Origin of the sequence: Klebsiella sp. 141240, assembly GCF_050600805.1 — a bacterium.
In the GTDB taxonomy this organism is placed as follows: domain Bacteria; phylum Pseudomonadota; class Gammaproteobacteria; order Enterobacterales; family Enterobacteriaceae; genus Klebsiella; species Klebsiella aerogenes.
Map to the genome: position 1 here is coordinate 265,745 of NZ_JAQIRK010000002.1, position 24,765 is coordinate 290,509.

23 protein-coding genes are annotated in these 24,765 nt (G+C 57.0%); 12 read left to right on the forward strand and 11 right to left on the reverse strand.

Annotated elements, in window-relative coordinates:
- The first annotated feature begins 45 nt into the window (after nt 1-45).
- The 4 genes from PGQ95_RS04260 (at nt 46) to PGQ95_RS04275 (ending at nt 3,133) form a co-directional block, all read left to right on the forward strand.
- Nucleotides 46-1,239 (forward strand): MFS transporter, encoded by a 1,194-nt coding sequence (locus PGQ95_RS04260; protein WP_430917064.1) that lies wholly within the window; start codon nt 46-48, stop codon nt 1,237-1,239.
- Nucleotides 1,236-2,351, forward strand: coding sequence for a class II histone deacetylase (locus tag PGQ95_RS04265; protein ID WP_271032038.1), 1,116 nt, complete (start codon nt 1,236-1,238; stop codon nt 2,349-2,351). The genes PGQ95_RS04260 and PGQ95_RS04265 overlap by 4 nt, the downstream gene beginning before the upstream one ends.
- Nucleotides 2,352-2,467: 116 nt before the next feature.
- Nucleotides 2,468-2,770 (forward strand): type II toxin-antitoxin system HigB family toxin, encoded by a 303-nt coding sequence (locus tag PGQ95_RS04270; protein ID WP_045393363.1) that lies wholly within the window; start codon nt 2,468-2,470, stop codon nt 2,768-2,770.
- The gene (locus PGQ95_RS04275) at nt 2,771-3,133 is read left to right on the forward strand and encodes a helix-turn-helix domain-containing protein (protein WP_172408062.1); all 363 of its coding nucleotides are present in this window, start codon (nt 2,771-2,773) and stop codon (nt 3,131-3,133) included.
- A gap of 22 nt (nt 3,134-3,155) precedes the next feature.
- Here PGQ95_RS04275 and PGQ95_RS04280 read toward each other — a convergent pair whose 3' ends face one another.
- The 4 genes from PGQ95_RS04280 to PGQ95_RS04295 form a co-directional block, all read right to left on the reverse strand.
- A complete protein-coding gene (locus tag PGQ95_RS04280) occupies nt 3,156-3,707 on the reverse strand; it encodes a DUF3156 family protein (protein WP_430917066.1) in 552 nt (183 codons plus the stop codon).
- On the reverse strand, nt 3,685-5,184 hold the full coding sequence (locus tag PGQ95_RS04285) for an APC family permease (protein ID WP_430917068.1): 1,500 nt from the start codon (nt 5,182-5,184) through the stop codon (nt 3,685-3,687). Before PGQ95_RS04285 ends, PGQ95_RS04280 begins: the two co-directional genes overlap by 23 nt.
- Nucleotides 5,185-5,557: 373 nt before the next feature.
- Entirely contained in the window at nt 5,558-5,923 is a 366-nt protein-coding gene (locus tag PGQ95_RS04290; protein WP_113373801.1) for a cupin domain-containing protein, read from the reverse strand.
- A gap of 13 nt (nt 5,924-5,936) precedes the next feature.
- Nucleotides 5,937-7,238, reverse strand: a complete 1,302-nt coding sequence (locus tag PGQ95_RS04295; protein WP_430917070.1) for an NAD(P)/FAD-dependent oxidoreductase — start codon at nt 7,236-7,238, stop codon at nt 5,937-5,939.
- A 158-nt stretch (nt 7,239-7,396) separates the two neighbouring features.
- On the opposite strand from PGQ95_RS04295, the gene PGQ95_RS04300 reads away from it, so the two are divergent.
- The 3 genes from PGQ95_RS04300 to pheP all read left to right on the forward strand — a co-directional run bounded on the left by PGQ95_RS04300 (nt 7,397) and on the right by pheP (nt 11,996).
- The gene (locus PGQ95_RS04300; protein WP_430917072.1) at nt 7,397-8,881 is read left to right on the forward strand and encodes an aldehyde dehydrogenase family protein; all 1,485 of its coding nucleotides are present in this window, start codon (nt 7,397-7,399) and stop codon (nt 8,879-8,881) included.
- Between the two features lie 327 nt (nt 8,882-9,208).
- Nucleotides 9,209-10,513 (forward strand): NAD(P)/FAD-dependent oxidoreductase, encoded by a 1,305-nt coding sequence (locus tag PGQ95_RS04305; protein WP_430917074.1) that lies wholly within the window; start codon nt 9,209-9,211, stop codon nt 10,511-10,513.
- A 106-nt stretch (nt 10,514-10,619) separates the two neighbouring features.
- A complete protein-coding gene (pheP, locus tag PGQ95_RS04310) occupies nt 10,620-11,996 on the forward strand; it encodes a phenylalanine transporter (RefSeq protein ID WP_430917076.1) in 1,377 nt (458 codons plus the stop codon).
- Between the two features lie 36 nt (nt 11,997-12,032).
- On the opposite strand, the gene PGQ95_RS04315 is transcribed toward pheP, so the two are convergent.
- The 3 genes from PGQ95_RS04315 to PGQ95_RS04325 form a co-directional block, all read right to left on the reverse strand.
- Complete coding sequence (locus PGQ95_RS04315) at nt 12,033-12,449, reverse strand: Exc2 family lipoprotein (protein WP_045381305.1); 417 nt, start codon at nt 12,447-12,449, stop codon at nt 12,033-12,035.
- Between the two features lie 133 nt (nt 12,450-12,582).
- Nucleotides 12,583-13,827 carry a mechanosensitive ion channel family protein gene (locus PGQ95_RS04320; RefSeq protein ID WP_015367814.1) on the reverse strand — a complete coding sequence of 415 codons (1,245 nt, stop codon included), beginning with the start codon at nt 13,825-13,827 and terminating at the stop codon, nt 12,583-12,585.
- A gap of 77 nt (nt 13,828-13,904) precedes the next feature.
- Nucleotides 13,905-15,332 (reverse strand): MFS transporter, encoded by a 1,428-nt coding sequence (locus tag PGQ95_RS04325; protein WP_430917078.1) that lies wholly within the window; start codon nt 15,330-15,332, stop codon nt 13,905-13,907.
- Nucleotides 15,333-15,441: 109 nt separating this feature from the next.
- Here PGQ95_RS04325 and PGQ95_RS04330 point away from each other — a divergent pair, with 109 nt between their 5' ends.
- Both PGQ95_RS04330 and PGQ95_RS04335 read left to right on the forward strand, forming a co-directional pair.
- The gene (locus PGQ95_RS04330; protein WP_162750177.1) at nt 15,442-16,311 is read left to right on the forward strand and encodes a helix-turn-helix transcriptional regulator; all 870 of its coding nucleotides are present in this window, start codon (nt 15,442-15,444) and stop codon (nt 16,309-16,311) included.
- Between the two features lie 24 nt (nt 16,312-16,335).
- Nucleotides 16,336-17,373, forward strand: coding sequence for a DUF2157 domain-containing protein (locus PGQ95_RS04335; protein ID WP_430917080.1), 1,038 nt, complete (start codon nt 16,336-16,338; stop codon nt 17,371-17,373).
- A gap of 470 nt (nt 17,374-17,843) precedes the next feature.
- Here the strand turns inward: PGQ95_RS04335 and nfsB are convergent, their stop codons facing one another.
- The 3 genes from nfsB to PGQ95_RS04350 form a co-directional block, all read right to left on the reverse strand.
- A complete protein-coding gene (gene nfsB, locus PGQ95_RS04340; protein ID WP_015367810.1) occupies nt 17,844-18,497 on the reverse strand; it encodes an oxygen-insensitive NAD(P)H nitroreductase in 654 nt (217 codons plus the stop codon).
- A gap of 120 nt (nt 18,498-18,617) precedes the next feature.
- Nucleotides 18,618-18,986, reverse strand: coding sequence for an MmcQ/YjbR family DNA-binding protein (locus PGQ95_RS04345; protein ID WP_213317360.1), 369 nt, complete (start codon nt 18,984-18,986; stop codon nt 18,618-18,620).
- Nucleotides 18,986-19,567, reverse strand: a complete 582-nt coding sequence (locus PGQ95_RS04350; protein WP_087860289.1) for a TetR/AcrR family transcriptional regulator — start codon at nt 19,565-19,567, stop codon at nt 18,986-18,988. Before PGQ95_RS04350 ends, PGQ95_RS04345 begins: the two co-directional genes overlap by 1 nt.
- A 173-nt stretch (nt 19,568-19,740) precedes the next feature.
- On the opposite strand from PGQ95_RS04350, the gene PGQ95_RS04355 reads away from it, so the two are divergent.
- The gene (locus PGQ95_RS04355) at nt 19,741-20,856 is read left to right on the forward strand and encodes an MBL fold metallo-hydrolase (protein WP_430917082.1); all 1,116 of its coding nucleotides are present in this window, start codon (nt 19,741-19,743) and stop codon (nt 20,854-20,856) included.
- A gap of 32 nt (nt 20,857-20,888) precedes the next feature.
- Nucleotides 20,889-21,230 (forward strand): RamA family antibiotic efflux transcriptional regulator, encoded by a 342-nt coding sequence (locus PGQ95_RS04360; protein ID WP_015367806.1) that lies wholly within the window; start codon nt 20,889-20,891, stop codon nt 21,228-21,230.
- A 57-nt stretch (nt 21,231-21,287) separates the two neighbouring features.
- Here PGQ95_RS04360 and PGQ95_RS04365 read toward each other — a convergent pair whose 3' ends face one another.
- Complete coding sequence (locus tag PGQ95_RS04365; protein ID WP_430917084.1) at nt 21,288-21,536, reverse strand: DUF1158 domain-containing protein; 249 nt, start codon at nt 21,534-21,536, stop codon at nt 21,288-21,290.
- Between the two features lie 501 nt (nt 21,537-22,037).
- Between PGQ95_RS04365 and PGQ95_RS04370 the strand changes: the two genes are divergently transcribed.
- Nucleotides 22,038-24,761, forward strand: a complete 2,724-nt coding sequence (locus PGQ95_RS04370) for a cation-transporting P-type ATPase (protein ID WP_430917086.1) — start codon at nt 22,038-22,040, stop codon at nt 24,759-24,761.
- The last annotated feature ends 4 nt before the right edge of the window (nt 24,762-24,765 follow it).

The window sequence follows — 24,765 nt, forward strand, 5'->3', positions numbered from 1 at the left end:
ATAACCGTCCGGGGGGAGGCTTTTTTGACTGGAGCACGCCCTACGATGTCGAGTACACCTCTTTCTGATAATACTCTTTCGCGGCCTGGCAGGCTGGTGGTGTCGCTGCGTTTGCTGGCGGCGATTGTCATTTTCGCCGCCCTTGCGCCGGGGATTTTAATGACCGCGCCGGCGGTGGCGGCGCAGCTGGCCAGCGAATGGCACCTTAAACCCGGGCAGATCGGCTGGCTATTTTCGGCGGAGCTCGGCGCGATGAGCCTGGCGACGCTCCCGGCGTGGTGGTGGATGAGCCGCCTCGACTGGCGGCGGGTCGCGCTCGTTGCCTGTGCGGTATTTCTGCTCGCTAACCTTGCCTCGGCGGCGGTAACCCAGTATTCGTCTCTGCTGGCGGTACGCTTTATTGCTTCCCTGGCGGGAGGCACGCTGATGATCTTGTGCATCAGCTGCGCGGCGGGAACGCCGAATCCATCACGGGTGTACGCATTCTGGGTACTGGGGCAACTGCTGTTAGGCATGCTTGGCCTGCTGGTGTTGCCCGGCCTGTTTGTGACCTTTGGCCTGAAGGTCGTTTATCTGATTCTTGCCGCCATCATGCTCTGCTGTTTGCCGCTGGTTTCCGCTTTCCCGTCGTGTTTTCAAGCGCAATCGGCTTCCCATCGCCAGCCGTCTGCGGCGTCGTGGCGAAAGGCGCTGGCGGTGCTGGCGGTTCTCACCTTCTATATCAGCCTCAGCGCCGTATGGACCTTTATCGGCACCATCGGCAGCGGGGCGGGGTTGAGTCCGACACAGGTCGGTCTGGTGCTGGCGGCGGCGACGGTGTTCGGCATTATCGGCGCCGGCGGCGCTGCGCTACGCGGTACCCAACGTCCGGACCGGCTGGCGGTGTGGCTGGGATACGCGCTGCTGATCGCCAGCGTGCTGTTACTGACAGGTCATCCGCTGCTGGTGCGTTACGCCATCGCGGCGCTGCTGTTTAAGTTCACCTGGACTTTCGTGCTGCCCTTTATCCTCGCTCGCGTGGCCGCGCTCGATAACAACGGCCGGTTGATGAACAGCATCAATCTGGTGATCGGCGGCGGAATGGCCGCCGGTCCGGCGATCGCGGGGGCCTTACTGCAACACTTCGCCAGCGCCAATCCGCTGCTGGCGGCGGCAGGCGCCTGCGCGCTGCTGTCGCTGATTTTGATTGCGGCGGCGTCGTCCGCCGGGAAAGGTTTAGCCAACGGGAGGATAGAGTGAAAAGAAAAACCGGTTTCTTCTTTGATGAACGTTGTTTCTGGCACAGTACCGGCCTGCACGCGGTAACGCTGCCGGTCGGTGGTTGGGTACAGCCGCCTGCCGGCGGCGGCCATGCCGAGTCGCCGGAGACCAAACGGCGGATGAAAAACCTGATGGACGTCTCCGGGCTGACGCCGCAGCTGGAACTACGCAGCGCGGCGGCAGCGAGCCTGGAAGACCTGCGGCGGATCCATCCCGATAGCTATCTTGAGCGCTTTAAGGCAATCAGCGATAACGGCGGCGGCATGCTCGGCAAAGAGGCGCCGCTGGGGCCGGGGAGTTATGAAATCGCCTGCCTTTCCGCCGGGCTGGCCTGTGCCGCCGTGGAAGCGGTGCTTAAGGGGGAACTGGATAACGCCTATTCGCTGTCGCGGCCGCCCGGACACCACTGCCTACCGGACCAGTCGATGGGGTTTTGTTTCCTCGCCAATATTCCCATTGCCGTTGAACGGGCGAAAGCGTTGCTGGGGCTCGGCAAGGTAGCGATTATTGACTGGGACGTTCACCACGGTAACGGTACGCAGCATATCTATCTGCAGCGCGATGACGTGCTGACTATTTCATTGCATCAGGACGGCTGCTTCCCGCCGGGCTACTCCGGCGAGGACGATCGCGGCGTTGGCGCCGGCGAAGGTTACAATATCAATATTCCGCTGCTGGCCGGGGCGGGCGACGACAGCTGGCGCTATGCGCTGGAAACTATCGTCATTCCCGCGCTGGCGCGTTTTGAGCCGGAACTGATTATTATCGCCTGCGGCTATGACGCCAACGCGATGGATCCATTGGCGCGGATGCAGCTACATAGCGACAGCTTCCGGGCGATGACCGAACAGGTCCAGCAGGCGGCGGATCGCCTGTGCGGCGGCAAACTGGTGATGGTGCACGAAGGCGGCTATGCCGAATCCTACGTGCCGTTCTGCGGCCTGGCGGTGATGGAAACGCTGAGCGGCGTGCGCACCGAGGTTCAGGATCCGCTGCTGGAATTTATTCAGCAGCAGCAGCCGCGCGCCGCGTTCGCGCAGTTCCAGCGCCAGGCTATCGATCGACTGGCTCAGCAGTTCGGTCTGCTATAAACCACCTCAGCCTCCCCGCTGTGATGGCGGAGAAGGGCAAGACGCAATGTGGCTCAAAAGTCCCGGTTTGGGACTTTTTTCTTTACCTGGTCCCGAATTGGGACTAATATCCGTCCATGAAGATAATCTCAGTGAAAGTACTCAGGGATTTCTGGGCGGAGAATCCCGACGCGGAACAACCGCTAAAGGCTTGGGTGGACGAGGCAATAAAGGCTGACTGGAAAACCCCGGCGGAGATCAAGGACCAATACCGCAGCGCAAGCATATTGAAAAATAAGCGGGTGGTATTCAACATAAAGGGAAATGATTATCGGTTAATTGTAGCTGTTGCTTATCTGCGGGGATGGATGTTCGTTAAGTTTATCGGAACGCATAAGGAATATGACGTGATAAACGCTGAGACGATAGAGAGGAAGTAAATGATGAATGTTAAGCCTATCCGCACTGAACAAGATTACGAAGCCGCGTTAAGCGCGGTTGAACCTTTTTTTGATAATGAACCAGCGCCTGATACGCCAGAGGGCGATTTTTTTGAGGTGATGTGCTTGCTCATTGAAGAGTATGAGAAAAGGCACTATCCCATCGAGCCGCCCACCCCCATTGAAGCCATAAAATTTCGCATGGAGCAGCAGGGGCTTACCGTAAAAGATCTGGAACCGGCGATTGGTAAATCTAATCGCGTTTATGAAATTCTCAATGGCACGCGCAACCTGACGCTCCCGATGATTCGCCGGCTTCATGCACAGTTCGGCATTCCTCTGGAGAGTCTGATCGGTGCGTGATGTCATGGCCATAAGCTCTTAATCATTGGTTTTTTTCAATCATCCACTGACTTACCGCTTGATTAATCATCGCCATCACGCTGAGCAGCAGCATCCGCTGCTGCGCTTCGAGCTTCAGATAACGGCGCAGCGGCGGCATTTTGCAGACCACTTCGCTGGCGGCCCAGGGTTCAATGCAGCAGCGCCAGCCGCGACCGTCAAAGGTCAACGAAAAACGGCGGTAGTCCAGCTCGCTTAAGGTCTGCTGGAGATTAGGAAAACCGTTGAGATAGCCGGCGAGTTCCGCGCTCTCTTTACCGCCGATAAAGCGGACTGGCTGACGTTTCAGCCAGCCGGATTGGTGAGCGCGGATCTTACCGCGAGCGGGCCGGGTAACCGGCCCCTCGACGACAAACTCGCAGCTGTGAATGCTGGCCATAAATAGTCGCTTCTGACGCACCCTATAGGTGACGAAGGTGGCGTCGTTCAAGCGCAACATCGCGCTGCTTTCGCTCAGTTTTTCGCTCGGCCAGCCCGCTAAATCGCGCTGCACCGCGTTCATTAATGGCGTTTCAAACCAGGGGACGGAGGGCATCAGGCGTCATCTCCCCGCGGGTCTGTTTCTCATAGTTGCCGATAGCGCGCTCGACCACCTCTTCTACCGCCAGCGGCTTGAACGGATTAACGCGCTGTACGCACAGCGTCCAGAACAGGGCATAGGCGGCGGTCAGGCCGAGCATAATCCCGAACGGCACCAGCACCTCGCGGCTGTCCATCCCCGGTGGGGTAATATTCACGATAGCGATGATAATCCCGACGCTGGAGATAATCTGCGGTAGCGGAAACCACGGCGAGCGGTAGGCGCGCGGTAGGTCCGGGCGGCGAATGCGCAGCATCACCACCGACAGCGTCACCAACAGATAGGCCACGCCCCAGGCGCAGACCGCGGCGAGGATCAGCGGCACGATGCGGTCCAGATCGCCGTTCAGGTACCAGGCGTGCAGGCAGGGGATGGCCACGCCGATGGCAATCGCGATCACCGGCGTTTTGAAGCGCGGATGCAGCCAGGTAAGAAAACGCGGCAGCGCGCCGTCCAGCGCCATACCGTAAATAATACGTGGCACCGCTGCCATCAAGGTATTAATCGTGGCGCAGCCCGCCAGCAGCAGGCCGACTCCGAGCCAATACTGGCCGGCGTGGCCCATCACCCGCTCGGCGAAGGCCGGGATAGCCATCGGCGTGTCCAGCAGATGGACGTTATTCGCCGCATCGACCACCACGTTTTCCACCTGGCGGTTAATCGCCGCGCCGTAGATAAACATGCAGCTGGCGACGCCCAGCAGACCCAGCGCCATCGCCCGAGGAATGGTGCGGTGGGCTTTTTTGATTTCCGGCACCATCGGCGTCACCAGTTCGCAGCCGACGAACATAAACATCGCCATGCCGATATAGCCGAACAGGCCGGAGATATCGCTAACGTTCAGCGGCGTGCCGAACCAGCCGGAAAGGTGAGTCACCGGCGCCATAAAAATGCCGCACAGGCCGAAAATGGTCAGCGTCGTCCACATGCCAAAGGTAAGCACCACTTCGACCTTGCCGAAAATTTCCACGCCAATGGCGTTGAGCAGGCCGAAAATGACCACCATACCGACGCCTACCATCCAGGTGTTTTGATGGGCGGCCATCTGCGCATTGACCGATTCGAAGTTCACCAGCGCCATAATGCCGGCGAGAATGGTCTCCGCGGTTCCGGCGAAGATATGGACGATAAGATAGGCGCACAGCGCGCCGGTAATGGCGAAGAAGCGGCCCATACCGCAGGAGATATAGTCGTACACCGAACCGGTGGTGGGGATTAACGTCGCGGCTTCGGCGAAGGTAGTGACCTGCGCCTGCATCATAATAAAAGCCAGCAGTACCGCCAGCGCGAAGGTGTCGCCGCCCATGCCAAATCCGCTGGTGACCGTCAGGATCACCGGGCTTGCCATAATCAGCCCAACCGAGCTAGCGAGGGTCGTCGGAAAGCCGACGACGCCGCGTTCAAGATGGCTGGCGAGTCTGTTACTAAACATAGTCAACCTCTGCACAATGTAGGGGAGGGCAGGGAATAGCCAGCGCCACTCCCGGATAGTCATAATTTAGGCGGGCATCCTGCTCAACGAATATCGTCCGGAAGGTGGAGAGCAACGGGTGAATCTGTGACGTAGTCCATGAATGTGGCGACTGATAAACAAGATGGCCCCGGAAACCGGGGCCATCTGTCTTGCCACGTTGCGCGTATTTCTGCCGGGTGGCGGCTAGCGCCTTACCCGGCCTACGGTCCGTGCGGCCTGCCTTTAATTTGGCCTCAAAACCCCGGTGGCGCTGCCGCTTACCGGGGCTACAGCGCTGTGCGATTTGGTAGCCCGGAGAAGGCGCAATGCGTCGCCGAGCATTATCAGCGTGTTAGCGCGTCTCAACGTTCGCCAGATAGTGTTTGACGAAACGCGGGGTGAGAATTTTCCACTCCACTTCGGTGCCTTGTTTGACAAACCAGCTGTCGCCCGGCGCGAAGCGCTGCGGCTCGCCGCCGGCGACGGTCAGTTCTACTTCGCCCTCCAGCACGGTGGCGTGTTCGGTAAATGGATAGGTCATGGTGAAGCTCCCTTCGGTGGACGAAAACAGTCCGCAGGTAAAGGCGTCCTGCGGCTCGCCATATATCATCGCGCCCGCTACCTGCGGGTCGCCGGCGGTCGGCGTCGCGCCGAGCAGACTTACGCTGCCGATCGGCTGCAGTTCAGGTACCGGTTGTTCGAGTTTAAAAGCGTACATTGCGTTCTCCTGATTAACTCCGGCCTTTCCAGAAACCGGCGGTTTGATGCATCAGTTTTCCGGCGGTGACTAATAACAGACGCAGGCTGTCACGGCCGTGGATGGTCGCGTGGGGAATGCTGCTTAGCAGGCGATAGCGGTCGGAACCGCCATTGATCCCTTCGGCGAGGATTTTGCACACGATGTGCGAGGGGGTGACGCCGAAGCCGGAGTACCCCTGGACGTAAAAGACGTTGTTATAGTCGCGTAAGGTGCCGATCTGCGGGAACAGGTTGGCGCTGCAGGCCATCGGCCCGCCCCAGGCGAAGTCGATCTTCACATCTTTCAGGTACGGGAAGACCTCCGCCAGCAGCGTACGATTCCAGGCGGCGAAATCGTTCGGCGTATATTCCACGAAGCGGGTAGCGCTGCCGAACAGCAGGCGGTTTTCGCGGGTGACGCGGTAGTAGTTAATCACCGGGCGAATATCGCTGAAGGCGCCGCGCAGCGGGCTGATGCGCTCGATCAGTTCATCGGAGAGCGGCTCGGTCGATACCTGATAAGAGTAAGTGACCAGCGTTTTGTTGTAGATCTCCGGCTCCATATTGTTGAGGAAGCTGTCGCAGGCCCACAGCAGTTTGGCGGCTTTAACGCTGCCCATCGCGGTGCGCACCCGTACCTGTTTGCCGTAATTCACTTCCACCACCGGCGAGGATTCGAAAATCTTCACCCCCAGAGAATGCGCGGCCTGCGCCGAACCAAGCAGCATATTGAGCGAATGGATCTGCCCGCCGCCCATATGTTTCAGCGCGCCGCAGTAGACCTCGGAGCCGACCACCTGCTGTACCTCTTTGCCGGTATACAGTTCGATATCTTCATCCGGGGTGGCGGCTTTAAACTCCTTCTCCCACTGGCGTAGCGTTTTGAGCTGCCGCTGGTTATAGGCCAGGTAGCCGTAGCCGGGGACGAAATCGGCGTCGATGTTGTATTTGCGGATGCGTTCGCGAATGATGCCCGCGCCGAGGTTGGCGATTTTAAATAGCGTCTCCAGCCCCTCTTTGCCGACGTGTTTTTTCACCGCTTCGATATCGTGGCCGATCCCGGCCATCACCTGGCCGCCGTTGCGCCCGGTGCCGCCATAGCCAAGATGGCGCGCTTCCAGCACCACCACGTTGGTGATCCCCTGTTCCGCCAGCTCCAGCGCGGTGTTAATACCGGAAAAGCCGCCGCCGATAATCACCACATCGGCTTCGATATCTTCCCGCAGCGCCGGAAAATGGAGCTGGTATTTCTTCGTCGCGCCGTAGTAGTTCAGCGCATCGATTTTAATATTCATCGCGTTACCCTGTCGTCTTGCCTGGCTCAATGTCCTCATCACAGCACGCCGCGCGGGCGTTGAATATCGTCCGGAAGAATGACGTTCTTTAGAACGATGGGCGGCGCGGCGCAACCGTGCTGTGATGGGCTAACTTTGCTAAAAAACGGGTGCTGACGATGAGCGAGAAAACCATACTGGCGGAAGTGACCGCCTTTTTACGCCAGCCGCACGGGCAGTTTATTGCCGGCCATCGTGAGGCGGGCCACGGCGCGCCGTTCGCTGTGATAAACCCGGCGACCGGAGAGTCAATCGCCGAAGTCACGGCGGCGGATGTCGGCCAGGCGGACCGCGCCATGGAGAGCGCCCGCCTGGCGTTTAATCAGTGGCGCGAGATGCCGACGCTGGCCCGCGGCGCGCTGCTGCTAAAGCTGGCGGACACGCTGGCAGAGCATCGCGAAGAGCTGGCGCAACTGGAAAGCCTCTGCTCCGGTAAGACCATCACCCTGGCGCGGATGCTCGAGCTGGATCAGTCGGTAGCGTTTTTGCGCTACTTCGCCGGCTGGGCGGGGAAAATCACCGGAGAAACCCTGGATGTGTCACTGCCGTCGATGGCCGGGGAAAGATATACCGCCTTTACCCGCCGCCAGCCGTTGGGCGTGGTGGTCGGCATCGTGCCGTGGAACTTCTCGATTATGATTGCCATCTGGAAGATGGCGGCGGCGCTGGTTTGCGGCTGCACTATCGTCATCAAGCCGAGCGAGTATACGCCGCTGACGCTGCTGCGGGTGGCGGAACTGGCGAAGGTAGCCGGTATTCCGGATGGCGTGATTAACGTGGTCAACGGCGCCGGCGGCGAAATCGCCCAACGCCTTATCACGCATTCGGCCTGCGCCAAAGTGAGCTTCACCGGCTCGGTGGCGACCGGGGAAAAAGTCCAGCAGTCGGCCAGTGCGTCAGGTAAACGGGTTACGCTGGAGCTGGGCGGTAAAAACGCCGCGCTGTTCCTCGATGACCTGCCGCCAGAGGCCATGGTGAACGGCATTATCGAAGCCGGTTACCTCAACCAGGGGCAGATTTGCGCCGCCGCTGAGCGCTTTTATCTGCCGCAGGGAAAACTGGATGCGGTGCTGGCGCTGCTGAAAGACAAGCTCAGCGCTTTCGCCCCGGGGTCGCCGCTGGATGAACAAACGCTGATGGGGCCGCTGGCTAACCGCCAGCAGTATGACAAAGTCTTGCGTCTCATTCAGACCGCGCGCGAAGAGGGTGATACCATCGTTTGCGGCGGCGAAGCGCTGCCCGGCGAGGGCTATTTCCTGCAGCCGACGGCGGTTAAGGTGCGCAGCGAAGAGAGCACCCTGATGCGCGAGGAGACCTTCGGCCCGGTATGCAGCTTTATTGGCTATCGCAGCGAAGAAGAAGCGCTGGCCCGAATTAATGCTTCCCCATTTGGACTGGCGGCCAGCGTCTGGTCGGATAATATCCACCAGGCGCTGCGCTACTCGCAGGCCATTGACGCCGGGATCGTATGGGTCAACATGCATACCTTCCTCGACCCGGCAGTGCCGTTCGGCGGCATGAAAGGGTCGGGTATTGGCCGTGAGTTTGGTAGCGCGTTTATTGATGATTATACCGAACTTAAATCAGTGATGATGCGTTATTAAAACACAGGAATATCGGCATGCCGCTAATCACTATTAATTAATGAAAGATAAGACTTGCTGGTTATTATTATCTAACCCACCGCCAGGCCGCTAAATAATAATTTAGTGGCCTTTTTGTTTACCTCGAATATGCGTTCAAGGAAAACGCCCGAAAACTTGTACAATAATATCCCGATTAAAAATTGCCGCCAATTAAATTTGCGATTACCAATATGCACCGCGTCATCATCTAATGGATGACTGGCATTTTATTGTTTGAATTATTGTTAACTAAAAATTATCTGAGAGTTTTTAATTAACATTTAATTAATTATTTGAGAGGTCACTTTGACTACGCTATTAAAAGAGATCGTTATTGTCGGCGGCGGCGCCGGCGGGTTGGAGCTAGCGACCCAGCTGGGACGTAAATTAGGGCGTCGGCGGAAAGCGAATATTACTCTTGTCGATCGCAGCCAGAGTCATCTGTGGAAACCACTGTTGCATGAAGTCGCCACCGGTTCGCTGGATGAAGGCGTGGATGCGTTGAGTTTCCTCGCCCATGCCAGCAAACACCACTTTTCCTTCCAGCACGGTTCGGTAATGGATATCGATAGGCAGAATAAGACCATTACTATCGCCGCGCTGCGGGATGAGCAGGGCGAAGTACTGGTGCCGGAACGCAAGTTGCGCTGGGATACGCTGGTGATGGCGCTGGGTAGTACGTCGAACGATTTTAATACGCCAGGGGTAAAAGAACACTGTATTTTCCTCGACAGCGCTGAGCAGGCAAAAGTATTTCATCAGCAAATGCTGAACCAATTTCTGCGCTATTCCGCCGACCCGCAGACGACCGGTAAGGTCAATATTGCCATTGTTGGCGGTGGCGCAACCGGCGTTGAATTATCTGCTGAATTACATAATGCGGTGAAAGAACTGCGCAGCTACGGTTATAAAGATCTGACCAACGAGGCGTTAAATGTCAGTCTGATAGAAGCCGGCGACGGTATTTTACCTGCACTGCCAAAACGGATTTCCCGCGCCGCGCACGAAAAGCTGAGTAAACTTGGCGTGAATGTGATGACCAATACCATGATCACCGGCGTTGAAAAAGGCGGCCTGCAGACCAAAGATGGCCAGTTTATCGAGGCGAGTTTAATTGTCTGGGCGGCGGGGATAAAAGCGCCGGACTTCATGAAGGATATCGCCGGGCTGGAGACCAACCGTATCAATCAACTGGTGGTGACCCCGACGCTGCAGACGACGCGCGACGCTGATATTTTTGCTTTCGGCGACTGCGCGGCATGCCCGCGTCCGGAAGGTGGATTTATCCCGCCGCGCGGCCAGGCGGCGCATCAAATGGCGCTCTTGACCGCCGACAACATTATCGCCCGCATGAAGGGGCATAAGTTGAAATCGTTCTCCTATCGCGATCGCGGTTCGCTGGTTTCTCTCTCCGGCTACACGACCTTTGGCAGCATTATGGGACATCTACCGATTGGCCCGATGATGGTCGAAGGCCGTATTGCGCGGATGGTTTACGATTCGTTGTATCGGATGCATCAGGTGACGCTGCACGGTTATTTTAAAACCGGCCTGATGATGTTATCCGGGGGGATAAACCGGATTATTCGCCCGCGCCTGAAGCTGCATTGATCGTGGTTTTTTAGTCCGACATGGGGCCCGGCGCCCCGTGCAACTTGCGACAATTCCCCCTAAGTGATAAAAGGTGCCCCTTCACAAAAATACACAGGGGAACGACGTGAAAGACGCGTCAACGTCGTCGGATGCCGTGGAAGAGAGCGGCCCGACGCTTCATCGCGGTTTACAGAACCGACATATTCAACTTATCGCCCTTGGCGGCGCGATTGGCACCGGCCTGTTTCTTGGCATTGGTCCCGCGATTCAAATGGCTGGCCCGGCGGTATTACTGGGTTACGCCGTGGCCGGTATTGTGGCTTTTCTGATTATGCGCCAGCTTGGCGAGATGGTGGTGGAAGAGCCGGTATCTGGCTCTTTTGCCCACTTTGCCTATAAATACTGGGGCCCGTTCGCCGGCTTTCTCTCTGGCTGGAACTACTGGGTGATGTTCGTGCTGGTAGGGATGGCGGAACTAACCGCCGCCGGGATTTATATGCAGTACTGGCTCCCTGATGTTCCCACCTGGGTTTGGGCGGCGGCCTTCTTCATCATTATTAACGCCGTCAACCTGGTCAACGTACGTCTGTATGGCGAAGCGGAATTCTGGTTCGCGCTGATTAAAGTGCTGGCGATTATCGGCATGATCGCCTTTGGCCTGTGGATGCTGTTTGGCGGTCACGGCGGCAGTAAAGCTGGTTTTGATAACCTGTGGAAGCATGGCGGCTTCCTCGCCACCGGCTGGCATGGCCTGGTGCTGTCGTTGGCGGTCATTATGTTCTCTTTTGGCGGCCTGGAGCTAATCGGCATTACCGCCGCGGAAGCGCAGGATCCGGAAAAGAGCATTCCGAAAGCGGTCAACCAGGTGGTTTACCGTATCCTGCTGTTTTACATCGGCTCGCTGGTGGTGCTGCTGGCGCTTTATCCGTGGGTGGAGATCAAATCCGATAGTAGTCCGTTTGTGATGATTTTCCATAATCTTGACAGCAACGTGGTGGCTTCCGCGCTGAATTTCGTCATTCTGGTGGCATCGCTGTCGGTCTATAACAGCGGCGTCTATTCTAACAGCCGCATGCTGTTCGGGTTGTCGGTACAGGGCAACGCGCCGAAGTTTCTCGCCCGCGTCAGCAAACGCGGCGTGCCGGTGAATTCGCTGCTGCTGTCGGGCGTCATTACCTCGCTGGTGGTGGTACTGAACTATCTGCTGCCGCATGAAGCGCTGGGGCTGCTGATGGCGCTGGTAGTGGCGACGCTGCTGCTGAACTGGATAATGATCTGCATGGCGCATCTGAAGTTTCGCGCCGCGCAGCGTCGTAAAGGTCGCGAGTCGAAGTTCAAAGCGTTACTGGCGCCAGCCAGCAACTACTTTTGCATCGCTTTTCTCGGTTTGATTCTGGTGCTGATGTGCACCATTGACGGGATGCGTCTGTCGGCGATATTGCTGCCGGTGTGGATTATCTTCCTGTTTGCCGTCTTCAAACTGCTGCGCCGCCCGGCGTAAGGCTTACCGCCCCGCGGACTGGCGGGGCGACACAACTTATTTTATCCCGTGGAAGCCATCCAGATAGGCGCCAGCCAGCTCATTGCCAAACAGACGAGCATCCTTCGCTTCCATCGTTTCGCTCCACCGATCGCTCGCATTACCGTTGAAGGAGTGTTGCGACTTCACCCCTTCCAGCGCCTGTTGCTTAATGGCGTCGGCAACTCGCTGCGCATCGCTTTCACTCACCCCTTTTTTCCGATCTTCTTGCCCGCGGGCGTAGATATCGCGGAAGTTAGGCAGGTTCATCTGATAATTTTGCTGACGGTTAACGGTGAAATTGCCGCCGACGAAATCAGAACGATGAGACACGAAGCTGTAAGCATGGCGTTCTGGCGAGGTCTTCGATGAGGTGCAACCGGAGAGGAGTGCTAAAGCGCAGCCAAGCGCGACAAACGTTGTGGTTAATTTCATTATGCAGAGCGTCCTTTGGCGATAATCCATGTTGGTGAAAAGATCATCTCCTTAAACAGTGTCGACGGCTAGCCCTGAGAAATGATAGTGGAGTGAGAGTACGCTGGCGCCCGCAATGCGCGCCAGCCGGGAATCAGGACGACAGCGCGCCCGACAGTGAACGAATGTCGTTGCCGGTTGGCGTCTGGTGAATACGCAGGCCGAACTCGTCAACCACCGCAAAGATATGGTCGAAGATATCCGCCTGAATGCCTTCATACTCCGCCCACACCACGGTATTGGTGAAGCAGTAGATCTCAATCGGCAGGCCGTTAGCGTCCGGCGCTAGCTGGCGCACCATCATGGTCATATCCTTACGTAGCCGAGGGTGGTTGCGCAGATACTCCTGCAGATAGGCGCGGAAGGTGCCGATATTGGTCATTTTGCGCAGGTTAAGCACCGAGGGTTCATTAGCGTGCTGTTGGTTCCACTCGTTAATTTCCTGATGGCGCGAGTCCATATACGGCTTCAGCAATTTGGCCTGAATCAGCCGCTGCTGCTCCTGCTCGTCAAGAAAATGGATGCTGGTGGTATCGATGTTCAGGCTGCGCTTAATGCGACGACCGCCGGAGGCCGACATCCCGCTCCAGTTTTTAAACGAATCCGAGACCAGCGACCAGGTGGGGATTGTGGTGATTGTGTTATCCCAGTTGCGCACTTTTACCGTGGTCAGGCCGATATCAATAACCGCGCCATCGGCGCCATATTTCGGCATCTCCAGCCAGTCGCCGAGTTTGAGCATGTCGTTGGCGGAAAGCTGGATGCCGGCCACCAGGCCAAGAATCGGGTCTTTAAATACTAACATCAGTACGGCGGCCATCGCGCCAAGACCGCTAATGAGAATCGCCGGCGACTGGCCAATCAGCAGAGATATGATCAGAATGCCGATAATAATCGCCGTAACCAGTTTAATACCCTGGAAGATGCCTTTAAGCGGCAGCTGCGAGGCAGTTGGGAATTTTTGCGCCAGATTGAAAATCACGTCCAGCAGCGAGAAGAAGGAGAGCATGGCGTAAACCATGACCCACAGTTGCGCGCAGGTGGATAAAATTTCCGCCGCTTCGCTGCCTTTCTGCAGCCAGAGCACGGCCTGAACGTTGACGATAATCCCCTGTAGGGTGAACGCCAGGCGGTGGAAAAGTTTATTTTGCGTGATGATCTGCAGCCATAAATGGCTGCTGGCCTGCGCCCGCTTTTCGAAGGTGCGTAGTACCACTTTATGTAGAATGAGATGAACGACAATCGCCGTCAGAAAAATAATGCCAAAAGTAATGATGAGCGAGGTGGTTGGGGTGATTTTGATGCCTAATGCGGCGATTTGCGATATTAATTCCTGCATAACGTCTCCTGTACATCCAGCGGTTATGATGACCGCTGGATGACTATTATGCAAATCAGAGGTTACACAGTTGTGAATCAGGGCGCCGTCACCGCCGGCTGCAGATTCAGGTGATGGCGCAGCCAGAGGGCTATAGCGCCCAGCAGCAGCATCATCGCCACCTCGACCAGCAGGAAGACGATCAGCGCCTGCGCATAGTCACCACCGCCGCGCTGGGCCAGGGTTAAGAACAGCGAGCCGAGAATGGCCGGCCCCAGCCCCAGCGTCGCCTGTTGCAGGGTACTGAGAATGGCGCTACCGGCTCCGGCGTCGCAGGCGCGAATGTCCCGCATCCCGATACGATAGAAACTGTTGACGATTAACGCCTGGCCATAGCCGACCAGCGCGGTGGAGGGCACCAGCGCCAGCGTCGTGGTCCGCAGGCCAAGTTGATAAAAGGTGGCGCTCAGCATCAGCAGGCCGCTAATCTGCACCGCCAGGCCAATCAGCAAAATCCGCCCCATACTATAGCGAGCGATAAGCTTCGGCGCGTACAGCGCGGAGATAAAATAGGCCACCCCGAGAGCGATAAAACTGTTGCCGGACTGCCACGGCGCCATCCCAAGCCCGGCCTGCATGGTCAGCGCCATACAAAACATAAAGCCGGACCAGGCGCTGAAGAACAGCAGCGCGATAGCCATACCAAAACGGATGCTGGTGAGCTTCAACAGCCGCGGCGGCAGCAGCGGTTGCTCGCCGCGCTGCTGTTTACGCAGCGCGCTCAGGCGCATCCAGCCGAGCAGGGGGAGTACGGCCAGCAAAAGCAGCTGTAGCTCCCATGGCCAGTGCAGTTCCGGCCCCAGCGCCATCGGGAACAGCAGGCAGCAGAGGATTAACGCCAGGCTGAAAGTTCCCTGCCAATCGATGCTGGAATGGCTTTCGCGGCGGGTTTCCGGCACATAGCGGCGGCTAAAAGCTAACACCAGCAGGCAGATAGGGACGTTGATAAAGAAGGCGTTACGCCAGCCGAGCCCGGCGATATCGGCGGAGACCAGCCAACCGCCGCCCATCTGGCCGACGATAAACGCGATGCCGCCGATACCGCCGTAGAGGCTTATCGCCCGGGCGTGGGCGGTACCTTTCAGGGTGACGTGCAGGGTGGCGAGTATTTGCGGCACGATCAGCGCGGCGCCCGCGCCTTGCAGCGTTCTCGCGGCCAGCAGGGTAGTGATTGAGTTAGCCATCCCGCATAGCAGCGAGGCGATGCCGAATACCGCCACGCCCCACAGGAACAGGCGGCGGCGTCCATAGTTATCGCCCAGTTTGCTGCCCATCGCCAGGCAGACGGCAAAGGCCACGCCGTACAGCGCGACGATAAGCTCCAGTTGGGTGGCGCTGGCATCGAGGGAGTGGGTGATCGAGTCCAGCGCCACGTTGGTTATCGAGGTATCGATTAACGGCAGCATCTGGCCGGTCAGTAACAGCAGTAAACCGGCGCGGCCGGGTGAAACAGCAGACGAATTCATCGGATCTCTCCATTGCGTCATTCAGCGTATGGCCGTAGCATCACCGATTAATTAAACGGGTACCAGTTCCTGTCTATACTGGTATTGGTACTACCATGCTGGAGGAACTATGTCGCTAATACTGCAACGTGAGGCCCCGAACCTTGCGCCCGATGATAGCCGTAAACAACTGGGGGCATTTCTGCGCGCCCGCCGCGAAAGTCTTGACCCGCAGCGCCTCGGCCTGCCGCGCGTCGGGCGGCGAAGGACGCCGGGCCTGCGCCGGGAAGAGGTGGCGATGTTGGCGGACGTCGGCGTGACCTGGTATACCTGGCTTGAGCAGGGGCGGGAAGTGAATCCGTCGGCGGCGGTATTAAGCGGCGTGGCCAGCGCGCTTCAGTGCAGCCCGCTGGAAACCCGTCATCTGTTCGTTCTGGCAGGCTTAACGCCGCCGGAGAACACGCAGGCCACGGTCTGCGAGGGGATCAGTCCCGGAACCCGACGCATGCTTGATAGCCTGATGCCGCAGCCCGCCAGCATTCAGAAACCAAACTTTGATATCGTCGCCTGGAACGACAGCTTTTGCCGCCTGATGGGCGTTGATTTCGCGACGATTGCCGAAGAAGACCGCAATTGCATTTATCTCTATCTCACCTGCGAAACCTGGCGTAGCCGCATTGAAAATCGCGATGTGTTGCCCACTTTTGTTTCCTATTTTCGCGCGGCGATGGCTGAGCATCGCGGCTCGCCAGAGTGGGAAGATAAGCTGGCTCGTTTTTTCGCCGCCTCGGCGGAGTTTGAAGCGCTATGGCACCAGCGCTACGAGGTACGCGGCGTCGAAAACCAGGTGAAAAATTTTAACCATCCGCAGCTCGGGCGCTTTAGTCTGCAGCAAATGTACTGGTATTCCGCGCCGCGCAACGGTTCGCGTCTGCTGGTCTATTTACCGCTGGATGAAACCGGAGAACAGGCGCTGGCCTGGCTGGATCAACAGGGCTAAGCCCGCAATGGACAAGGAACGCTTATGAACGTCACCCGCAAGCAGCAGCGGATTCTTCAACGTGCTATCGAGCAATGGCAGCAGGAGGGGATCCTGAACAGCAGCGACGGCCAACGGCTGTCAGCGTCGCTATCTGTTCGCGCTTTCGACTGGCAGCGCCTGAGCCGCTATGCCTTCTGGACCGCGATGGCCTGCGTATTGATTGCGCTGGGGAGTCTGTTCGCCGACGCCGAATTGATTACGGCGATTATCAATCTGTTCAGCGACTCCGCTGTCGCGCGCATTATCCTGCCGACGCTGCTGGCCATCGCATTTTATTATTGGGGGTTCCGCCGTCAGCGTCGCGAAGCGCAGTGGCACTATAGCACCGAGGCGATTTTGTTCCTCGGCGTGATTTGCACCGCCATTGCCTTGTGGCAGCTAGGCGATCGGCTGGACGACGGCAGCGGCCACGTGGCGCCGCTGATACTGCTCGGCTGCGCGATTTACGGCCTGATAGGGTATTTCGCCCGTTCCGGGCTGGTGTGGCTGTTCTTTCTGCTGGCGCTGGGGAACTGGTTTGGCGCGGAAACCGGCTATGTATCAGGTTGGGGCGCCTACTGGCTGGGGATGAGCTTCCCGATTCGTTTCGTGCTGTTCGGCGGCGTGCTGCTGGCGCTGTGCTACTTGATGCAAAATGTATTACGCCAGCGGCAGTTGTTTACCGTCAGTAAGGCGATGGGGCTGACCTGGCTGTTTGTCGCGCTGTGGATCCTGTCGATTTTCGGCAACTACGATTCCGAGAGCTGGTATGGGGTGAGCCAGGCGCAACTACTGCCGTGGGGGCTGCTGTTTGCGCTGGCGGCGGTGCTGTGTATTTATATCAGCCTGAAAACCGACGATGGCATGCTGCGTGGATTTGGCCTGACGTTCCTCGCCATCAACCTCTACACCCGCTTCTTCGAATTCTTCTGGTATAGCCTGCACAAGGTGGTGTTCTTCCTGATCCTGGCGGCATCGCTGGCGATGATTGGCCGCTACGCCGAGCGGATCTGGCACGCCGGAGAGGGGGAGAAAAAGTAACCTTCCCCGGTGGCGCTACGCTTACCGGGGCTACCAACCGAGTACTGGACCGTAGCCCTTGTTATCGGTTTTCGATTGCTTCGCTCCTGGAAAAACGGTTGTTCTGCGCTGTTTCCGAGCACATTGCGCTCCCGATAATTCTTCTGCGTTATGTCTCTCATGGTGCAGGGAGCGCACAGAGGGCGGCCAGTCGCCGACGCCCTCTGTACTCCCGGGCTCTGGCCGCCAAAATCGCCACTTCGTGGTACCTTCGACTTATCCCTGCAGGCTTCGGGTCGGGCCGAGGCAGCGTCCTTGCAAATCACGGCCCTCAGCCCGCATCCATGCGGGCTGCCCCGGCCTTCCGGGAACGTCTCAGCGATTTTGAGGCCACCAACACCAGCAGTTTCAGTCAGCATTGATGCGGTTGTAACGGGGTAGCCCGGATAAGGCGCAAAGCGCCGCCATCCGGGGAGGGCAGCTCGCGGAGATTAGATCTCTGTGATGGTGGTAGACTGCGGCAGGCGGGATTTCGGCAGTGCGGCGTTGAAGTCCTCCACGCTGTGATGACCGACCGGCACCACGACTACGCTGGTATAACCTTGCGCTTTCAGGCCAAACTCTTCGTCGAGGATGGCGAAATCGACGCCTTCGATCGGCACCGCATCCAGACCCATTGCCGCCACGCCGAGCAGGAAGTTGCCCACGTTAAGATAAACCTGCTTCGCCATCCACTGATCGTCATCTTTCAGCTCTTTGCGGTGCATATCGGCAAAGAAGGTGCGGCCTTTGTGGTTACCGGCTTTGGCTTCCGGAGTGGCAAAACGGCCATCGGCATCTTCCTGATCAACGACTTTTTCCAGCCACGCATCGTCCATCGCGGTTTTCGCACAGAACACGACAACGTGGGAAGCGTCGAGGATTTTACGTTCGTTGAACACGTAGGTGCCGCTGGCCGCTTTCGCGACGCGGGCTTTCCCTTCATCGCTGCTGGCGACGATAAAGTGCCACGGCTGGGAGTTGGTGCTCGACGGGCTATATTGCAGTAGCGTTTTCAGGTTTTCCGCCTGTTCGGCCGTCAGTTTTTTCGCCGGATCGAAAGCCTTAGTGGAGTAACGTTTTAAGGCAACTGAGATAATATCCATGACTCTTCCTCACAATTTTCAGCCCCTTACGGGCACATTTCGTGGGAGGAAGAGTACAGCGATGCGCGGGAAATGATAAGAGTGAAAAATGCGATAACACTTATCGCATTTATTTGAAAATCAGCCGGGACGTAGCCGACGTTGGTCTTTTTTCGCCAGCTTATCCACCACCAGATTCCACGAGTCATCAATAAGCTCGGCAAGTAAATCCTCGCTGATATCCTCGCCCGGCACCACGGTGATCCAGTGCTTTTTGTTCATGTGATAGCCCGGCTCGATACTGCGGTAAATTTGCTGATTGAGCAGCGATTTTTGCGGTTCGGCCTTCAGGTTAACGATCGCCCGCCCGCGAAGGGTCATGGTCAGCATGAAAATCCTCCCGCCGACTTTAAACACGTCATACTCTGGGCCAAACGGCCAGCAGTGTTCGGTAAAAGGGTAGGTCAGCGCGATACGCTGCGCGTGATGGTGTAGCGCTTCGTTATCCATTAATGCTCATTCTCATGCAGCGCATTCCACATAGCCTCAAAACCGAGGGCGATGATTTCTCGAGCACGCTGCGGGTCGTGGCTGGCGAACTCGATGGTGGTTTCGGCCAGCGACAGGAACAGGGCATCGCCGAAGGCGCGATAGGCGTCGCTAAGGAAAACCGCTTTCACCGACAGCTGACACATCTCGTTCAGCTCGGGAAAACTCTCTTTAACCTGGCTGCGGGTTTCATCGGTGATGCGTTCGCTCAATGCCATGCGGCGAATGGCGCGGTATTCCATAGGGTTACGCATCCCCCAGTCGATATAGCTGTTCCAGATGTTGCGCGCGTTCTCTTTCGGGCGCTTTTCGTCAGGATTGAGCCCGTCGATCATCGTCTGTACTAAGCGCATCTTAATGGCGAGGTATAACTCGTTGAGCAACTCATCTTTAGTGGCGAAATAGCGAAACAGCGTTCCTTCAGCAACCCCCGCGCTGCGGGCTATCGCCGATGTTGAAGCGGCAATGCCGGACTGGGCGAAAGCGGCCGTGGCGGCTTCCAGTAACGCTTGTTTTTTATCTTCACTCTTAGGACGAGCCACTACATTTTACCTCGCTGAAAGTTAAACCTCGATCTAATCACGGCGGACCGCACAACTGCAACGCCAGATGTCAAAAATTGAAAATAGTCTTGACGATTTTCTACTCCTTCCTAATAATGAGTGCTTACTCACTCATAATCAAGTTATATCATAAAGTCCCCTGGATGGGGCTTTTGTCTGGTCAGGATATGAACCGTGTCACCTTTAGCGTGGTCGCCATTATGTTATTAGCAGCAGCAACGACATTGCCGTTTGTTCTCAATGCCGGTTTTGGCAAAGCGCCGCAGGGTGCGCAGCTCAGTCTTGTCGAACAGTCGCCGAACTACCGTGACGGCCAGTTCCATAACCAACTGCCGACGCCGGGATTCACCGGGCAGAAAAACATGCTGGCCGCGTGGTGGGATTTTCTGGTCACGAAGCGAGAGAACGCGCGCCCGCAGCAGCCGTTGCCGCTGGTGAATACCGATCTTGCCGGTCTACCTTCTGGTGAAGACGTGATGGTCTGGCTCGGTCGCTCATCGTGGTATCTGCAGCTGGCGGGTAAACGTATCCTGATCGACCCGGTATTTAGCGATTACGCCGCGCCGTTTTCTTTCATCAATAAGGCTTTCCCCGGTGATTATCCGTGGAACGCGCAGCGGATGCCGGAGATCGATCTGCTGATTATCTCCCACGATCACTACGACCATCTCGACTACGCCACCATCAAAGCGCTGATGTCGAAAGTTAAACGCGTGGTGACGCCGCTCGGCGTCGGCTCGCATCTGCGCTACTGGGGAATGGATGCGGCGATCATTGATGAAATGGACTGGAACCAGGCGGTAAAAATCAGCGATGAACTGACCGTACACGCGCTGCCGGCTCGCCATTTTTCCGGCCGCGGGTTGAAACGCAACCAAACCTTGTGGGCCAGCTTCCTGTTCGTCACCCCGCAGCAAAAGATTTATTACAGCGGCGATAGCGGCTATGGCCCGCATTTTAAGGCCATTGGCGAGCAGTTTGGTCCCATCGACCTGGCAATCATGGAAAACGGTCAATATGACCAGGACTGGAAATACATCCACATGATGCCGGAAGAAACGGCGCAGGCCGCCGATGATTTACGCGCCCGGTCGGTATTACCGGGGCATGCCGGACGCTTTGTGCTGGCAAAACACAGCTGGGACGATCCGTACCAGCGGCTGGCGGCAGCCAGTGAAGGACGTGAGTGGCGTTTAGTCACGCCAATGCTGGGCGAACCGGTGTGGGTCGCTGATAAGACACAATCATTTAACGCCTGGTGGCGCTAACCGCCAGAGTGGTTCAGGAGGAGAGAAGAGATATGAATATATCCGCTCAGGTGATTGACACTATCGTGGAATGGATTGATGACAATCTGCATCAACCGCTGCGAATTGATGATATTGCGCGCCATGCCGGATACTCAAAATGGCATCTGCAACGGCTGTTTTTACAGTACAAAGGGGAAAGTCTCGGGCGCTACATTCGCGAGCGTAAACTGCTGCTGGCGGCGCGCGACCTGCGAGATACCGACCAGCGGGTTTATGATATCTGCCTGAAATACGGCTTTGATTCTCAGCAAACCTTTACCCGCATCTTTACCCGTACTTTCAATCAGCCGCCGGGTGCGTATCGCAAAGAGAACCACAGTCGCGCGCATTGAGCGCCGGTCGCATACCAGTCCGCCTCTTCGGCGGGCTTTTTTTTGCTCGCTTGCGGCTTAATCTGCCAGCGAGAACCAGCGGCGCCATATCCAACGCAATACCAGATACTCAACTACCCCCAGCGCTAAGAACCACAGGCAGAAGTTCAAAGTATAGAGCTGGTTGAGATCCATCAGGTGGAAGGATGTGACTAGCTTTTGCGCCAGCGTCAGGCCGAGCGAGGGCGCCGGCAACAGCAAGCACGAGATCAGGGCTAACAGCAAAATGCCGGCGGCGGATAATAACGTTTCCAGCGGGTGTTTCATTATGATGTTAATCGTCAGTTAAAAAACATATTGTCCGGTAAAAAGTCCGTTAACGCAATATGCTTTATCTGCTGATTGATTTACGTCATTCATATTATTTCTAATATTATTAATAAAAAACCCTCTGTTAATTTATTGGGTAATATTTGTGATTAAGTTAATTTCACCTGGATGTAAATTAACGTCATTTATTACCCCAGCATTTTTACAAAAGTATAGGTACTATATCCTACTATTGTGGCAATAATGATTGCCAACGCGACATACAGCGCCAGCCGGCGTCCGCGGTAGATTCCAAACATGTTTCACCTCGTTTATAAATGGTTTAGAAATACCCTGTAATATTTGTTTTTCAGAACTAACTTACCATGTATTTTTTAATTTGCGAGCAAATAAGTGTTGTGGCTGGATAATTTGATCTTGCTCGCAAAACGCATTAATTCATTGGCCAGAAATGATTTCAGGCTTTCCGATTCACGGAATTTAAAAGGAAACTTTATTTTGACCAGGATGATTAATCCCCACAACATCACGCCTTCGGGCGACGGCGCGCCGCAGCAGGCTTATCAGCAAACAGTCGAGGCGGTACTGGCGCAAAAAAAGAGCCATGCCGACGGTCTTAGCAGCGCTGAAGCCGCCGGTCGCCTGAAATCATACGGCCCTAACGCACTGCCGGAAAAGAAAGGCAAACCCGCATGGCTGCGTTTTCTCGCCCACTTCAACGATGTCCTGATTTACGTCCTGCTGGCCGCTGCCGCGCTCACTGCGGTGATGGGCCACTGGGTCGATACTCTGGTTATTCTCGGCGTTACCGTCATTAATGCGTTGATCGGTCATATTCAGGAGAGCAATGCCGAAAAATCGCTGCAGGGGATCCGCAACATGCTCTCCAGCGATGCCCGCGTACAGCGAAACGGCAAGCATGAAACGATTCCCACCCGTGACCTGGTGCCGGGCGATATTGTTATTCTGCGCGCCGGCGATCGCGTTCCGGCGGATCTGCGCCTGATTGAAAGCCACAATCTACGGGTAGAAGAGGCTATCCTCACCGGTGAGTCGACGGTGGTGGATAAAACCACCGTGACGCTACAGGGCGAACTGCCGCTGGGCGACCGCACCAATATGGTCTTCTCCGGCACCACTATCAGCGCCGGCAGCGGCGTCGGTGTGGTTACCGCTACCGGTCAAGAGACCGAGCTAGGCCACATCAATCAGATGATGGCGGCTATTGAAAAGCACCGTACTCCGCTGCTGGTGCAGATGGATAAGCTGGGGAAAGCGATTTTTGTCATCATTCTCGCGATGATGGTGGCGCTGTTCTTCTTCAGCCTTGCGTTGCGCGATATTCCGCTGGGCGAGCTGCTGCTGTCGCTGATTAGCCTCGCGGTGGCGGCGGTGCCGGAAGGCCTGCCGGCGATTATCTCGATTATCCTGTCGCTCGGCGTACAGGCGATGGCGCGCAAGCGGGCGATTATCCGTAAGCTGCCGACGGTTGAAACGCTTGGCGCGATGACCGTGGTGTGCTCGGACAAAACCGGCACCCTGACCATGAACGAAATGACGGTGAAAGCAGTCATCACCGCTGACTGCTGCTACCGCGTAGAAGGCGATAGCTATGAGCCGCAGGGGCGCATTTTCCAGGAAGGCAGCGACGAGCCGGTGGTGGTCCAGCCGGGTAGCGTTCTGGAAACCTACCTGCGCACCATCGATCTGTGCAACGACAGCCAGATCGTTCAGGACGAGCGTGGCCTGTGGGGTATCACCGGCGGTCCGACCGAAGGGGCGCTGAAGGTGCTGGCGGCAAAAGCCCGGTTGGCGCCCCTCGTTACCCGGCTGGTGGCGAAGATTCCGTTTGATTCGCAGTATAAATATATGGCCACCCATCAGCAGATTGGCGATGAAGAGCGGGTGCTGATTACCGGCGCGCCGGATGTCATCTTCGCCCTGTGCGACCAGCAGATGAGCAAACAGGGGCCAATGCCATTTGACCGTCAGTACTGGGAAGACGAAATGGCGCGCTTCGCCCGGCAGGGTTTACGGATGGTTGCCGCCGCCTGTAAACCGGCAACCGTCGGCAGCGCCACATTGACCCACGATGATCTGAAGGAAGGTCTGGTGTTCCTCGGCATCGCCGGAATGATGGATCCGCCGCGTCCGGAGGCGATTGACGCGATCCACGCCTGCCAGACCGCCGGGATCCGCGTGAAGATGATCACCGGCGACCACCCGCAGACGGCGATGAGCATCGGCCAGATGCTGGGGATCGCCAATAGCCGCCAGGCGATAACCGGCTATCAGCTTGAGCATATGGATGATGCCGAGCTGGCGAAGGCTGCAGTGGAGTTTGATATTTTCGCCCGTACCAGTCCGGAGCATAAGCTGCGCCTGGTCAAGGCGCTACAGGATAGCGGCGAAGTGGTCGGCATGACCGGTGACGGCGTTAACGACGCCCCGGCGCTGCGCCAGGCCGACGTGGGCATCGCCATGGGCATTAAAGGGACCGAGGTGACCAAAGAGGCCGCCGATATGGTGCTCACCGACGACAACTTCGCCACCATCGCCAGCTCGGTGAAGGAGGGGCGTCGCGTCTATGACAACTTGAAAAAGACCATCCTGTTCATCATGCCGACCAACCTCGCGCAGGGGCTGTTGATCATCATCGCGCTGCTGGCGGGCAATATTATTCCGCTGACGCCGGTGCTGATTTTGTGGATGAACATGGCGACCTCGGCCACGCTCTCCTTCGGCCTGGCCTTTGAAGCCGCCGAGCGCAACGTGATGAATCGCCCGCCGCGTAAGACCGGCCAGCACGTGATGGATGGGTTTGCCGTCTGGCGCGTCGCCTTTGTCGGTTCGATGATTGCCGTCGCCGCTTTTATTCTCGAAGCCTGGCTGGCGCCGCGCGGCCACAGCGCCGAGTTCATCCGCACCGTGCTGCTGCAGATGTTGGTGACCGCGCAGTGGGTCTATATGATTAACTGCCGCAGCAGCGACAGCTTCTCCCTGAACAAAGGATTGCTGCGCAACAAAGGCATCTGGTTGGTGACCGGCGTTCTGTTGCTGATGCAGTTGGTCATCATCTATGTACCGCTAATGCAGAACATGTTCGGCACCGAAGCGCTACCGCTGCGCTACTGGTTCATGACCCTGGTAATTGGTGTGGCCATGTTCCTGGTGGTTGAAGTCGAGAAGCGGCTGACCCGCCGTTTGCGTAAACCTGCTTGATACC